This window comes from Maribacter algae (assembly GCF_047345745.1).
Classification (GTDB): Bacteria; Bacteroidota; Bacteroidia; order Flavobacteriales; family Flavobacteriaceae; genus Maribacter.
The window spans coordinates 239,472-254,327 of record NZ_JBLFES010000001.1 but is presented as its reverse complement, the minus strand read 5'-3'; the positions used below and the strand labels follow the sequence as shown (position 1 = coordinate 254,327).

Below are 14,856 nucleotides of genomic sequence, written 5' to 3'. Positions count from 1 at the left end.
GAGGGGTTGGGGCTAGGGACTTGAATGATTCAACTTTCTAGATGGCTTAATAAAAATCCCTCATTCCCACTAAACTTTAAAATTTTATTTATTTAAAAACTAGGTTTGATGAATTAAATTTCTTGCTTACCTTACCAGGACCCCTCTATGTCTTCCTCTCGTTCGTGCCTCACTCGTCGGAGACAAGGCGGGCACCTCCCCTTCACAGGGGAGGACCGCGTTATTCATCTTTTTGTCTAAATTCTGCTTTTATGGCTTCTAGAACCATATCTAATTGTTCGAAGACCAAATAGTTTTCGAAACGCAAAACTTTAAAACCTAGGCTTTCAAGATATTTGGTTCGTTTTGTGTCATATTCTTCGTTGACAAAATTGTCATGTACTTGTCCGTCTAATTCTACTATCAGTTTTTCTTTAGAACTGTAAAAATCGACAATATAATTTCCTATGCTATGTTGTCTTCTGAATTTTCTTCCTTCTAATTGGTTTTTTTGAAGCGCTTTCCACAATTGCGATTCTGCCTTTGTTGGATTTTTCCGTAGCTCCTTTCTAAACTCTTTCAGGTATTTATAATTGTATAGTTTTTCGGGCATTATTACATCGTACTACAAAATTTGAACCTTCAGGGGATCCTCCCCTTTTTTCAAGGGGAGGTGGCGACAGCCGGAGGGGTTGAGGCTAGGAACTTGTATAATTAAACCTTCTTTATTACTTCTTTAAAACTCCTTCGCTTTTTCCGAGACCTCTAATTATTAAATATAGTTTGTTCTTGTATTGAACTTTCTGAGTTACTTCACCAAACCCCTCTATGTCTTCCTCTCGTTCGTGCCTCACTCGTCGGAGACAAGGCGGGCACCTCCCCTTGACAGGGGAGGATTTGGGTCTATTCATTTTCTTTCACCTTACTTCCAACACCGAGCATCGAGCATAAAACACCAATCAACCATCAACTGACAACTATTACCCTACTCCTCCACAAACAAATAATTCAATTTCAAGTCATTGAAAGCGGCATTGAAATCCTGTAGCTCTTTGTCTACCATTGCATCAAAAGCTTTTAATTGGGTTTCAATTTTGCCGGTCAGTTCCTTTTGAACAGCAATGTCTTGATCTGTGGGCGGAAAATCATCCAAACCGACCAAGCTGTTCAAATGTGCTAATTTGTTCGTCAAACGAATGGGAAAGTTCAAGGGGTCTTGATTGCTTCGATTTTTCGTTTGGTACAGCGCTTTTTCGATTTTTTCAAATTCGGCCTTCATCGTTTTTGCCTTTTCGACCAATTCCTTTGTGCTCTCATTGTCCTTATATTGCTTTGTAAAGGCCTCGAGCTGCGTATTGACCTTACGGATTTTCTTTATAGAACTATGGGCACGGTCAACCGTTTTATTGATGGCCGAAATAAAATCGTGCTGTTTTTGCATATCGGCTATAGAAACTTCGGCACGTGGATCGGGAACAATATTGAATTCTTGTGTTCGGTTTGAACCATTTACGTTCAAATGGACTTTATATTTCCCGGGCACAGCTTTTGGTCCATTGAAACTCGCCCACCAAAAAATCATCCCCTTTAGTTTTTCCGCCTCTTTTCCGCGGGTATCCCAAACATGGGTATTGCCTCCTTTTTCAACTTTTAACTTTTTGCTTTTATCTTTGGCCGAGTTACTAAAGGATGCCAAAGTATCTCCTGCCGTTGTTGTATAGGTCAGTGCGACACTATCTTTTTCAGCAAGATTTTTCAAATAAAAATGTGAAATGACGCCGTTGGGATGGTTCACCCCCTCCGTCTTTGAAGGTTCGCTTGAAGCTCCTCCTTTGGTGCGATATGAATCTTTGGGTTTGTATAAAATAGCCGACATACTTTTCTTAGAATCATCCAATTGATGTAAGACCGTGAGATCATCCAAAATCCATAAGCTTCTCCCTTGGGTAGCAACGATCAAATTGTTGTCTTTTATCGCCAAATCCGTGATGGGAACAATCGGAAGGTTGAGTTGAAACGGACTCCAATTTGCGCCATCGTCAAAAGAAACATACATTCCGGTCTCAGTTCCGGCGTATAACAAACCTTTCCTCTTCGGGTCTTCACGGACTACACGGGTAAAATGCTCCTCATTTATACCGTTCGTTATTTTCGTCCATGTCTTACCATAATCAGTGGTTTTGTAGAGGTAGGGCCTAAAGTCTCCCAACTTGTATCGTGTGCCTGCTACGTAACAGGTTCCTTCATCAAAAAGAGAAGGTTCTATGCTATTGATCATCATCCATTCGGGCATTCCGGAAGGCGTTACATTTTCCCAATTGGCACCGCCATCTTTAGAAACATGTACCAATCCGTCATCACTTCCAACCCATAGCAATCCCTCTTTCAATGGACTCTCATTTGCCGCGAAAATGGTACAGTAGTATTCCACCCCCGTATTGTCCTGCGTAATCGGTCCGCCGCTGGAAACCAATTTATCAGGGTCGTTCCGTGTTAGATCATCCGAAAGCAACTCCCAACTCTGACCTTCATTAGTACTCCTATGTACATGTTGTGAGAACGTGTATAATTTCTTGGGGTCGTGCTTGCTGAACATGATGGGGAAATTCCATTGAAAACGATATTTCATACCCTCAGCTCCATATCCCATAGGGTTATCGGGCCACACGTTGATGCCACGAACCGTTCCTGTTTTGTGATTTACCCGAGTTAGGAATCCACCGTAAGAACCTCCGTAGACAATATCATTATTGTTTGGATCTACTGCAATATGTGCCGATTCTCCCCCTGCGGTAGGTTCCCAATCATCTTCCCCGATACTTCCATCATCCGAACGATGGTTTACGCGCAGGGTAGAGTTATCTTGCTGCGCCACATAAATACGGTACGGATGCGCATTATCGGTCGTCACGCGATAGTATTGCGCCGTGGGCTGGTTGTAATAGGTACTCCAAGTCTCGCCTCCGTCATAGGTCACTTGCGCTCCCCCATCATCACCAATAATCATACGTTGACCATTTTCCGGTGATATCCATAAATCATGATGGTCCCCGTGGGGTGCATTAAAAGTATTGAAAGTTTTCCCACCATCGGTAGATTTATGATAGCGGACGTTGAGCACATATACGATGTCTTCATCTTCGGTATCTGCATATACCCTAGTATAGTACCACGCTCGTTGTCTCAATTTGCGTTCTTCGTTGATGCGCGTCCATTTTTTGCCCCCATCATCGCTACGGTAGAGTCCACCTTTGGCTTTGTTCTCAACGATTGCCCAGACACGTTCGCTATTTTTAGGGGAAACGGTAACACCTATGATGCCCAAGGTATCTTTTGGGAAACCATCATTTTTGGAAATCTCTTTCCACGTTTCACCACTATCGGTACTTTTCCATAGGGCGGAACCTTCACCCCCACTACTCAGGCTGTAGGGCGTACGTTTCGCACGCCATGAAGAAGCGTATAGAATCCTTGGATTGTTTGGGTCAAAGGTCAAATCGACAAAACCTGATTGATCGTTGACAAATAATTTCTTGCTCCACGTCTTTCCACCATCGGTGGATTTGTAAATACCTCGGTCTTGGGTAGGTTTATAAATATTACCGAGTACGGCTGCATACACGACATCCGAATCGGTCGGATGAACGTGGATACGCGGCACATGCCTACTCTTTTTGAGTCCGGCGGAGGTCCATGTTTTTCCACCGTCTTCGGTTTTCCAAATACCATAGCCCGAGGATACATTGCCTCTTAATGTTTTTTCGCCACCGCCAACATAGATTACATTTGGGTCGCTTTTCGCCACCTCGATTGCACCGATACTACCCCCAAAATAGCCATCGGAAATATTCTCCCACGTACGGCCGCCGTCCATAGTTTTCCACACCCCACCGCCTGCGGCACCAAAATAAAAGAGGTTGGGTTCTCCCGGTACGCCGGTTACGGCAGCGGAGCGCCCACCGCGATGCGGACCAATGGAACGGTACTCCATGCTGGAATAGAGCTCTTGCGGGAAAGCGGTCTTGACAGGTTGTGTTTTTTTTCTTCTTTGTGCTTCGGAGGTAAAAGTAAAAAGGAAAAGGGCCGTAGTTAACAGCCCTAGAAAGTTGTAGCGAGTTTTCATTTTAATAGTCTTCAAATTAGTCCCTTTAAATGTAGTGAAGAAAGGGGTATTAAAAAAATGGTGTTTGATAGAGTTTTTGGAGAGATAGATTAAGAATCTGGGTAACCAACTTTCTATTTTAAAAACACAAAATAGAGAAATATTGTGCATGATATACGAACGCGCACAATAGGAGCTTCCATATTGTGCAATAGCCTTATAAAAATGTAAGAAATAATTTTTTCAATCTATCTTATAACTACGGCGTAATTTACTTTTATAAAACTATTTTTAGCTATCGTAATCCTCAAAAAATAGTATATTTAGGGATTACAATCTCCAAATATGATTAAACGAATATTAGAATCGCAGATTAGTGCGCGCTTTGGAAAAGGTAAAGCTATTCTACTAACCGGCCCCAGGCAAGTGGGCAAAACTACGCTTTTCAACACTTTATTGGAAGGAAAGGAGCATCTCTTTCTCAATGGTGATGATCCCACAATCAGAAAATTACTGACCAACCCAAATATTGAACAGCTCAAGAATATAATAGGAAATCATGCCCTTGTATTTATTGACGAAGCCCAACGAATCGAGAATATCGGTCTTACGTTAAAACTGCTCACGGACCAACTTCAATCTGTTCAGGTCTTGGTGAGTGGTTCATCTGCCTTTGAACTGAATAACCAAACACAAGAACCGCTGACCGGAAGAAAATGGGAGTATCAACTATATCCTATTTCATGGAACGAGTTTGAAAATAATATTGGCTATCTAAAAGCACAACAACAATTAGAACTGCGAATAGTATATGGTATGTACCCAGATGTGATTACCAATTTCGGGGATGAAAAAGCGGTATTGAAACAATTAACCGACAGCTATCTGTATAAGGATATATTAAGCTACGGGGGTATACGTAAACCGGAACTCTTAGAAAAGTTACTGCGCGCCTTGGCTTTTCAGATAGGAAGTGAAGTGAGCTACAATGAACTTTCACAACTTCTAGGCATCGATAAAAAAACCGTATCGAGTTATATAGACTTGCTCTGTCAAGCCTATGTTATTTTTAGGTTGCCCAGTTTCAGCAAAAATTTACGGAATGAAATAAAAACCAATCAAAAAATATACTTCTACGACACCGGAGTAAGAAATATCATCATTGGCGATTTAAATCCTTTGGAAGTCCGCCAAGACAAAGGCAGCCTTTGGGAAAATTTTTTAATTGCAGAGCGCTTAAAACAGAATGCCTATACTGGTTCACTGGCAAAAGGCTATTTCTGGCGAACGGTACAACAACAAGAAATTGATTATGTAGAAGAAGAAGCCAGAACCATAAAAGGGTATGAACTCAAATGGAATGCGCAACGCAAGGTTAAAATACCAAAAACGTTTATAGCAACCTACAACACTGAGGTTAAGGTGGTTACCCGTGATAATTTTAGAGAGTTTTTACAATAAATAAACAACGGACACTATGAACAAACAACAACTCGCCGTCGAAATTTGGGAATCTGCCGTTCGTGGAATACATAAAGACCAACAAGTCGAGTTGGCCGTAGTATTTTTCACTTTTGTTCTTTAAGACCATACAAGAAAAACAATTTTTGTGCTGTAATCCTAAGCGGAGTCGAAGTAAAAGCGAGAAAAGAATTTGGTTTCAATGGGTATTTAAATTAATCAGACTAAACGTAGTGAAGAAAGAGTATTAAAAAATGGCGTTAGTTGACAAAGATTCAAAATTCTCTATATAAACTCTTGTTTTATGTGAAGGATTAAAAATTGGTACATAATAGTTCTCTTTCGTAGGTTTCCCCACCTTACCCAACTAATTCCCCGCCCCAATAGGTATCGGAGCTTAAACTGACTTGCCATGCAAAAGCACCCCATAAAAGTAGCCGTAGTATCTGATGCTGTCTATTTCTGATCCGTATAAAGGACTTAAGAAACCCTCTTCACCTTGATAATTTAAGTTGATTTCAAAAGACCTGGAGGCAATCGCAAAGAAGTCCTTTCGCAGCACGAAAAGGGATGTTTAAATTTGGCTACCTTTAAAAGGAAACTGAAACGGCCCAACATGAAAATAATACTCCCTACACTATTTAGAACTACAGTTCTTATCGCGGTATTCCTGTTTTTTACAGGTTATGAAGTCCGGTCACAAAACGAATTTATATACGGCGATATGCTTCCCGATGCTCCAGAGCTATCAGCAAGAGGAATGTACGCGGTTGGGGTGAAAACGCTTGAAATGGTACATCCGAATCAGGTGGATATTTTAAACTCTAAAGATGGAAAAGACCCTATATACAATAGGCCTTTAACGGTAGAAGTTTGGTATCCTGCAGATTTGGCATCCGGTACGGAAGTATCTGTTGTTTATGAAGAGGTGATGGGCACGCGTGGCGATTCTTTACGACCATTGATCCCGTTCACCTTTAAAGGAAGGGCCTTAAAGGGAGCAACACCCAAAATTGATATGGAAAAATACCCGCTTGTCATTGTCTCCCATGGTTATGTGGGTTCCCGTTATTTAATGACCTATTTGACAGAAAATCTTGCTTCCAAAGGTTATGTGGTTGCGGCTATTGACCACACGGAATCTACTTTTAGAGATGCAAATGCATTTCAAAGCACATTGCTGAACAGGCCAAAAGATATCCGATTTGTTATTGACCAACTGGAAAAACTAAATAGTAACAAAAACGATATATTATACAATTTAATAGATGTTTCCAAAACCGGGATTATCGGTTATTCCATGGGTGGCTATGGGGTGTTGAATGTTGGTGGTGCGGGTTACAGTGACGGTCTCTCCGCTTTTTTCGGGCAGATGACGGGTGGAAGTACCGCTATTTCCGCTTTGGCTGCCAGTAATCCCGAATATCAAAAGACGATTGATAAACGTGTAAAAGCGATTGTTGCTTTTGCCCCTTGGGGAATGGAACGCGGAGTTTGGAATGCCGAAGGACTTAAAGGCCTGAACAAGCCTACTTTTTTTATTGCGGGCAGCGAAGACGATATATCTGGATATGAAAAGGGCATCAAAGCCATTTATGAAGGAACCGTAAATACTGAACGGTATTTACTTACCTACAAGAACGCCAGACATAATGTAGCCCCTAATCCCCCGCCCGCGGAATCTTTACGACCGGGCCTGCATATTGATGAATACTACAGATACGCCGAACCTTCATGGGACCAGCGAAAAATAAACAATGTAAACCAACATTTTGTAACGGCCTTTTTAGCGCAACATCTCAAAGCAAAAGATATGTCTGCCTACTTAAAAATCCCCGAAGATTCCAATAAAAAGGATTGGCCGGGTTTTAAACCAAGGTCCTCTACCGGTATGGAACTATTATACGCTACACCCAAAGAAGAAGAATAATTTAAATTAGTTCAAAAACTGAAGACAGACTGGGCTGGATATTACCATCTCACTCATAAAAGTCAGTGTGCCTTCCGCCGTGTTTCTCTTAAAAACCGTGATATTGTTACTCTTTTGATTGGCCACTAAAAGGAATTTTCCCGAAGGATCTATCGCAAAGTTGCGCGGCCAATCCCCTTTTACGCTTTCGCGGCCTACCAGCGTTAAACGGCCCGATTCTTGGTCTATTGAAAATATCACGATAGTGTTTTCCCCTCTGTTGGAGCCGTATAGGAACTTTTCGTCTTTGGAGATATGAATGTCCGCACAAAAGCTCTCTCCTTTAAAATCTTCGGCTAGGGTAGATTCATTCTGTTTTGAGGTATAGTTTCCCGATACATCTTTTTCAAATACGGAGATACTGGAGTTCAGTTCATTGATAACATAAAGAAATTTTCCGTTTTGCGTACTTGTAAAATGTCTTGGGCCGGCACCTGTGGGCAATGGAATTTTAGCCGTTGGCTTCGCATTTTTCATATCATCGTCCTCATAAACCAATAACGCGTCCAGACCTAAATCCGCAATGTAAATTTCATTATTGAGCCATTGGGCCATATGAGCGTGGGGCGTTTTTAGCGTATCCAGTTTTTTATGGTCCATAAAAGCAGATTGTCCAGCTATTTTGCCTTCTGCATCAATATTAAAAACGCTCGCGTTCCCTCCGCTATAATTGGAAACGGCCAGTTTGTCCCCGTCCGGGGATAAAGAAACATGGCAGGGATGTGCGCCACCAGTAGAAACCGTGTTCAGTTCAATCAAACTATCGTTTTTCATAGCAAAAGCGGTCACCGCTCCCGCATCGTTTTCAAAACTGTTTGTTTCTTGAACTGCATAAAGATTTTTCTTATCCTTGGTGATGGCCAAAAAAGATGGATTGGGAAGTTTCGCTTTGATTATCTTCTGGGTCAACGCTCCTGTTTCTGTATTGAATTTGAGCTGGTAAATCCCTTCACTATCGCCATCCGTATAAGTTCCTACATATAAATTGGTCATTTCCGAGTCGTTTTTATTTTGGGTACAAGAAAAAGATAAAACTATGGATAAAAACAATATTGTTTTTTTCATTTTAGATGAATTTCGGCCTAAAATACTCAATCCGATGCACAAAAGCATTAATAAAGAGTTCTTTTGATTTCCCGACGCAGATACCACAATGTAACGATCGTTGCCAAAACATCCGCAATGGCGAAGGAGGTCCAAACTCCCGATTCTCCATAGAAATAGGGGAGTATGAACACCAAGGGGATAAAGAAAAATCCTTGTCGTGATATGGTCAATAACATTGCGGGTATAGCCTTACCAATCGCTTGAAAATAGGCACCGCCCATCAAGGGTATCGCAATGACGGGAGTAGCTGCAAAGACCCATCGCATTGCTACGGAAATATGCTCCAAAACATATTCATTGATAGCGATTTCATTAGTGCTAAGATTTTCGTTTGAGCTCAGAAACAACGTAGCAATTTCAACAGGAAAAAGAAAAAGACCGGCATAGACTATCGTTCCTAAAAAAGAAGCGTAAATGATTGCGGTAAAAATACTTTCCTTGACCCGCGTATACTTTTTTGCGCCATAATTATAGCCTGCGATGGGCAGAAAACCCTGTGCAATACCATAAATAGGAAACAGGGCGAACATTAGCATTCTGCCTATGATGGCATACACGGCGACCATAGCTTCACCCCCTAGATCAAATAGGATATTATTTAGAATAAGTACGACCAAACTGATCATTGCTTGGCGTGCCAAAGTTACTGACCCCAAAGAGCCTATTTCCTTTATAATGGGGAGTTTTAGTTTAAAATGGGAAAAACTGATCTGTAATTCCGAACGATTAGAGCGAAAAATATAAATCAGGTAGCCAAAAGATATGATATAGGAAACGGTTGTGGCCCATGCAGCACCTTCCATATCCCAATTGAATACATAGATAAAAAGATAATCCATCGTGAGGTTGATGACCGAGGGAATGATCATTGCGATCATAGCATATTTGGGTTTTCCTTCGGAACGGATGACAATATTGCCCATCATGGTCAACGCTAAAAATGGAACACCATAAAAGACGACCGTATAAAAGGGTTTTGCATAGTCGAATATCTCGCCCTTCCCGCCAAAGGCAAGAATAAGGTCATCCTTAAAAGACAATCCCAAAAACATCATGATGACCGTGACCAGTACGGTCAAGGTAATCTGATTGCCAAAGGTACGTTTCGCTTTTTCCCGCTCCCCGGCCCCTAACGCACGTGAAACGATACTGGCACCTCCAACACCTATGGCCATACCCAAGGCGGCCACGAAAAAAGTGACCGGGAGTACCACACTTATGGCCGCAATGGCAAGAGGGCCTATCCAATTACCAACAAAAATGGAATCTACCAGTACATTCAATGACATGACCAAAACACCAATAGAAGCTGGAATAGACTGTTTGATCAGCAGCTTGCTTATGGGCAGTATTCCCAGTTCATCGGATTTTGTTTTGGGCATTTTATATTAATCTGTCACATCGAGCGGAGTCGAGATGGCTGTGTAGTTTTAGACGGGTAGTTTTTCGGTTTCCATCCACTCATTGACCCATTTGGCCATTACGTTGACCCAAGCATCACTATCGTTCAAGCAAGAGATGTGTTTGTAATGTTCACCGCCCGCCTCTTCAAATTGCTCTTTGCCCTCCATGGCAATTTCTTCCAAGGTCTCCAAACAATCACTAACAAAAGCAGGGGTAATTACGGCAAGCCGTTTTTTGCGCTCCTTGGCCAATCGCTCAAACTCATAATCCGTATATGGTTTTAACCACGGATCGCCCGCCAATCTGGATTGGAAAGAGGTACTCACCTTCTCTTCGGGAAGTCCCAAATATTCCTTGACCATTTCCGTAGTATCATATACCTGGTGACGGTAGCAAGTATTGTGCGCTACGGAATTGATTTTACAACAACTCCCATCTATTTTACAGTGAAAACGCGTTGGATCACTTTTACGGATATGTCGCTCAGGAATCCCATGGTACGAGAACAGTATATGGTCGTATTCAAAATCTTTCAGTCCGTCTGCAATACTTTCGGAAAGGGCTTTAATATAATCCGGGTTCTTATAAAATGCCTGCATCGTAGTCACTTTCATTTCCGGGAAATGCTTTTGTTGATCCTCCAATACCTTAACGACCACCGTTTCAAAAGAGGACATGGCATAATGTGGGTACAGCGGCACCAACAATACGTCATCGGCTCCTTTATCTTTCAATTCTTGTAACGCTTTTTTTATGGACATGGTGCCGTAGCGCATTCCCAAGGCCACAGGCATTTCCGTATGTTTCCTTAATTTGTTTTGAAATCTTTCGGAAAGCACAATGAGGGGTGAGCCTTCTTCCCACCAAATCTTTGCATAGGCCTTGGCCGATTTTTTAGGCCTGGTCTGAAGGATGATACCGCGCACCAATAACGTGCGAAGCCATTTTGGGGCATCTATCACACGTCCGTCCATTAAAAATTCATCTAGATATGGCTTTACATCCTTTGGTGTCGGGCTATCCGGAGAACCTAAATTGACCAATAAAACTCCCTTCATAACTAATAAAATATAATTATATCCATTCCGTTAGAAACGGAAAAACAATAAATGTCTATCTTTTTCAATAAATTGATAAACAAAAAACTTGAGAACAAAAATAAACCTTCATATTCATTTGATACCATTGGCGGACCAATAGTTTTTCAATTGTAATATCAATTGTATCGATAGATGAAACATCGTAGCTTTGGAAAAGGGAACCTAGTTTTTTATCCAACATAGTCTATACATGGATTCATTGTTCAAAAATATCTCAAAAGAATCATTGCTGCATCTAAGCCTCATCTGTATCGGTTTTGTGGTGCTGTACTGGATTTTATTGTTCATACTCAGAAAATTAGGCAAAGACCCTTCTTCTTTTTTACCCGAAGGCGTTATGAAAAGAATCGGTTTGCCACTGTTCCTGTTTTTTGTGGCCACCGTGGTGAGAATGGAATCGTTCATTTCGCTTTTTGGAATGGAGGATGATGGTTTTTGGTTCAAAAAAGCGAGTACGCTCACCTTTATACTTGCTTTCACCCTATTGGTCATAGGAATCCTAAAAATTATCAAAAGAGTGCTTCTGCACCGTTATGATGTCAACGAGGCCGATAATCTAAAGGCAAGGAAAATTTATACCCAGTTCAATATCCTGGAACGCATTGTTATTTTCATCGTAATCATCCTCGCCATAGGACTCGCTTTGATGAGTTTCAAGGAAATCAGGGAAATCGGTATCAGTATTTTTGCTTCAGCTGGGGTTGCGGGCATTATTATTGGTTTTTCGGCACAAAAACTGATCGGTACTATTTTGGCAGGTGTTCAAATAGCCATTGCGCAACCTATAAAAATTGATGATGTAGTCATTGTAGAGAGTGAATGGGGCCGTATCGAAGAAATTACCTTGACCTATGTTGTCGTTAAAATTTGGGATAAGCGAAGATTAATTGTCCCAACGCCATATTTTATTGAAAAACCGTTCCAAAACTGGACAAAGACCTCAGCGGATTTGCTTGGTACCGTGTATTTGTATACCGATTATAAAGTTCCCTTCAACGCTTTACGTGAAGAATTGACCAGCATCTTAAAGGGAACCGATTTATGGGATGGGGAAGTGAACAATATTCAGGTTACGGATAGCAAAGCGGACTATGTAGAAGTTCGTGCTTTGATGAGTGCAAAAGATGCCTCGACCGCTTGGGACTTGCGCGTGATGGTACGGGAAAAATTGATTTCCTTCTTACAGGAAAACTATCCGGAGAGTATTGCTCAAACAAGGGTTTTATTTAAGAATATGACAGAAAAAGATGCATGATAAAATCTATGAAAAAACTAACGGTGCTACTTTCGGCAATCTTTGCATTCCAAATTAGTAGTGCCCAAAAAATTACCTGCTCCCCTAAAGATAGGCAAGCGGTAGAAGCCAAAATAGAAGAAATAGATGGTCTACTCGTAAATGATTTTGGCGAAACACTGGTTGCTGTTGGCAAAACGTTCTTAGGCACTCCTTATGTGGCTAAAACCTTGGAAATTGGAAAGACGGAATCACTGGTTGTTAACCTCCACGGTTTGGATTGTACTACATTCGTGGAGAATGTATTCGCATTTAGTTTGATGCTCAAAAATGACAAAGATTCTTTTGATGACTTCATCGAAAAGCTAGAAACCATTCGGTATAAAAATGGAAAACTGAACGGTTATGCCTCCCGCTTGCACTACTTTTCGGAATGGATCGATAATAATGAAAAGAAAGGGCTTCTAAAAGACATCACCTCGGAAATTGGTGGCAAACCCACTACCAAGACCATTAATTTTATGAGTGCCCATCGGGATTTATATCTATTTTTAAGCGATGAAGAAAACTTTGAAAAGATAAAAGCTTCCGAAGCTTACTTGAACAATGAAGCCATTTGCATATTGGCGCAAGATGAAATTGAAGCCAATGAACATTTAATACGATCCGGGGATATTATCGCCCTGACTACCGCTATAGAAGGTTTGGACATTACCCATACCGGTATAGCAATAAAGGAAAAAGACGGACGAATACATTTACTCCATGCTTCGACCGTAGGTGAAGTGGTCGTTTCCAAACTTCCTTTGACGGATTACCTCAAAAAGGTAAAGAACAATACCGGAATCATGGTGGCGAGACCCATCGCTCCTTGATTCATTAAAATGATAAACGGCTATTATTTGTAGACCTCACTGATTTGAATCACAGGTTGAATATTGGTGTAATTGGGTATGTCGTTCACTATTTTTTCCGCATTCGGTCCAAAGGAATTTTGATACTCGAACAGTTTATTAAAATACAGATATCCTATAGCTAGATAAGGGATGGGTTCTTCTGACGTTCTTCCGGAGATACCTTTGTCAATGGACCATGACTTTAGCGAGTTGCCCAACAAACTTGCGACCATGGGCATATGTTTGTTGGAATAGTAATCCATGTCAAACGTTTTTTCTTCGCCACTGGGGTACATGATGGCCACTTTGATCATTCCTGTTTTTACTTTGGCGGTAGTCATTACGGCTTTTTCTTGGCCAAAGGAAGAAAATGTAACAATAAGAAATGCCAGTAATGCTATTTTGGTTTTCATTTAGCTCAGCTTTAACGGTTTGCATAAAGTTAATGATTTTCCAATGGCTTCAAAAACAGTAAATTAACTACCTTAGAATTAAACAATATTAGTTTTGACGGTAAGTAAGACTGTGCTAGACACTATACAATAAAACCAGTTAAAAAAGCAATTTAATTGGCCAAGGCCATCACATATTTTTTAGGCGTAGTCCCATACTTTTTTTTGAAAGCCGCAATAAAATGGCTGGACGTACTGTAGCCAATTTTCAATCCTATTTCGTTCACATTGTATTGCCCGGACTCTAACAATCTTCTGGCATACTCCATTTTATAATCGAACAGGTAACTGTAAACCGAGTCTCCATAAATTTGTTTAAAACCTTCTTTAAGCCTTTTTAGACTGAGGCCTACTTCTTTGGCAAGATCGGCCAAAGAGGGCGGCTCGGCCATATTGGCCAGTATCAATTCTTTGGCCCTTCTGATGCGTTTTACGTTTTCTTCATCTACCAAAAAGGGACATTGTTCTATATCCGCGTCCGTACTTTTATTAAAATAGAGCGATATCAACTCATAAATTTTTCCTTTTACATAAAGTTTTTTAATCGTGGGATGCAAATTATAATTGATGATCTGACTCAAAACTACCGCAATAGCAGGCGAAATAGTTTCTTGGGCATAATATTTTTTTTCTTTGTTCTCATCCGCTAAAAAAGGAATATAACTGGCATCACTGGAAAATAAAGAGTGAAATTTGCGCAACGTCATCACGATGGAAACTATCCAAGAACTAGGAGTAACCTCTAGATTTAATGGCAAATCCATTTTTGTATTATATAACAAAAGGGAATTCTCTTCTGAAATATCCAATGCGTAATTTCCCTGATTGAAAAGGAATTTGGCCCCACCCTTTAAACAAAAGTGAAATTGAATATAGCGTTTGTTAATTTCTCTATGAACCTGTATTGTTTCGGAACCTTCGTTCTGAATTTTCAACACATAAAATCCGTCATCGATTAACACTTCTTCGTATGAACCTTGAGCGACATTTTTTAATTTCATCCTTTTTCTAACTTTATCCTATCTATTTAGAAAGCGTCTAAATAAGATTTCTCCTAAACGTTGAATTCAGTATAAAAATAGTGTTATTGGCCGTATTATTATCCAATTATATCCAAAAATACTTTAATCGATGTTAATTGTTCCTCTAGCG

At 40.7% G+C, this 14,856-nt stretch carries 11 protein-coding genes; 4 read left to right on the top strand and 7 right to left on the bottom strand.

Translation table 11 applies throughout. From position 1 onward, the window contains the following. Positions 1-220: 220 nt before the first annotated feature. Complete coding sequence (locus ACKWBX_RS01185; protein WP_413966811.1) at positions 221-592, bottom strand: endonuclease domain-containing protein; 372 nt, start codon at positions 590-592, stop codon at positions 221-223. Positions 593-964: 372 nt separating this feature from the next. Beyond that, positions 965-4,102, bottom strand: coding sequence for a VPS10 domain-containing protein (locus ACKWBX_RS01180; protein WP_413966810.1), 3,138 nt, complete (start codon positions 4,100-4,102; stop codon positions 965-967). Positions 4,103-4,426: 324 nt separating this feature from the next. On the opposite strand from ACKWBX_RS01180, the gene ACKWBX_RS01175 reads away from it, so the two are divergent. Together ACKWBX_RS01175 and ACKWBX_RS01170 are read left to right on the top strand one after the other, a co-directional pair. Further along, on the top strand, positions 4,427-5,542 hold the full coding sequence (locus ACKWBX_RS01175; RefSeq protein ID WP_413966809.1) for an ATP-binding protein: 1,116 nt from the start codon (positions 4,427-4,429) through the stop codon (positions 5,540-5,542). Positions 5,543-6,158: 616 nt separating this feature from the next. Beyond that, the gene (locus tag ACKWBX_RS01170) at positions 6,159-7,472 is read left to right on the top strand and encodes an alpha/beta hydrolase family protein (protein ID WP_413966808.1); all 1,314 of its coding nucleotides are present in this window, start codon (positions 6,159-6,161) and stop codon (positions 7,470-7,472) included. A gap of 6 nt (positions 7,473-7,478) precedes the next feature. Here the strand turns inward: ACKWBX_RS01170 and ACKWBX_RS01165 are convergent, their stop codons facing one another. Genes ACKWBX_RS01165 through hemH form a run of 3 tightly spaced genes read right to left on the bottom strand, consistent with a single transcriptional unit; the run spans position 7,479 to position 11,080 of the window. Continuing rightward, positions 7,479-8,576: a lactonase family protein gene (locus ACKWBX_RS01165; protein WP_413966807.1), complete on the bottom strand. Its 1,098-nt coding sequence runs from the start codon at positions 8,574-8,576 to the stop codon at positions 7,479-7,481. 47 nt (positions 8,577-8,623) lie between these two features. Beyond that, the gene (locus tag ACKWBX_RS01160) at positions 8,624-10,000 is read right to left on the bottom strand and encodes an MATE family efflux transporter (RefSeq protein ID WP_413966806.1); all 1,377 of its coding nucleotides are present in this window, start codon (positions 9,998-10,000) and stop codon (positions 8,624-8,626) included. A 48-nt stretch (positions 10,001-10,048) separates the two neighbouring features. Then, positions 10,049-11,080 carry a ferrochelatase gene (gene hemH / locus ACKWBX_RS01155; protein WP_413966805.1) on the bottom strand — a complete coding sequence of 344 codons (1,032 nt, stop codon included), beginning with the start codon at positions 11,078-11,080 and terminating at the stop codon, positions 10,049-10,051. Positions 11,081-11,312: 232 nt separating this feature from the next. Here hemH and ACKWBX_RS01150 point away from each other — a divergent pair, with 232 nt between their 5' ends. Continuing rightward, positions 11,313-12,377: a mechanosensitive ion channel family protein gene (locus ACKWBX_RS01150; protein ID WP_413966804.1), complete on the top strand. Its 1,065-nt coding sequence runs from the start codon at positions 11,313-11,315 to the stop codon at positions 12,375-12,377. 8 nt (positions 12,378-12,385) lie between these two features. Next, the gene (locus ACKWBX_RS01145; RefSeq protein WP_413966803.1) at positions 12,386-13,231 is read left to right on the top strand and encodes an N-acetylmuramoyl-L-alanine amidase-like domain-containing protein; all 846 of its coding nucleotides are present in this window, start codon (positions 12,386-12,388) and stop codon (positions 13,229-13,231) included. 23 nt (positions 13,232-13,254) lie between these two features. On the opposite strand, the gene ACKWBX_RS01140 is transcribed toward ACKWBX_RS01145, so the two are convergent. Together ACKWBX_RS01140 and ACKWBX_RS01135 are read right to left on the bottom strand one after the other, a co-directional pair. Then, complete coding sequence (locus ACKWBX_RS01140; protein ID WP_413966802.1) at positions 13,255-13,665, bottom strand: EthD family reductase; 411 nt, start codon at positions 13,663-13,665, stop codon at positions 13,255-13,257. Positions 13,666-13,817: 152 nt separating this feature from the next. Beyond that, entirely contained in the window at positions 13,818-14,705 is an 888-nt protein-coding gene (locus ACKWBX_RS01135; RefSeq protein WP_413966801.1) for a helix-turn-helix domain-containing protein, read from the bottom strand. Positions 14,706-14,856 lie beyond the last annotated feature (151 nt).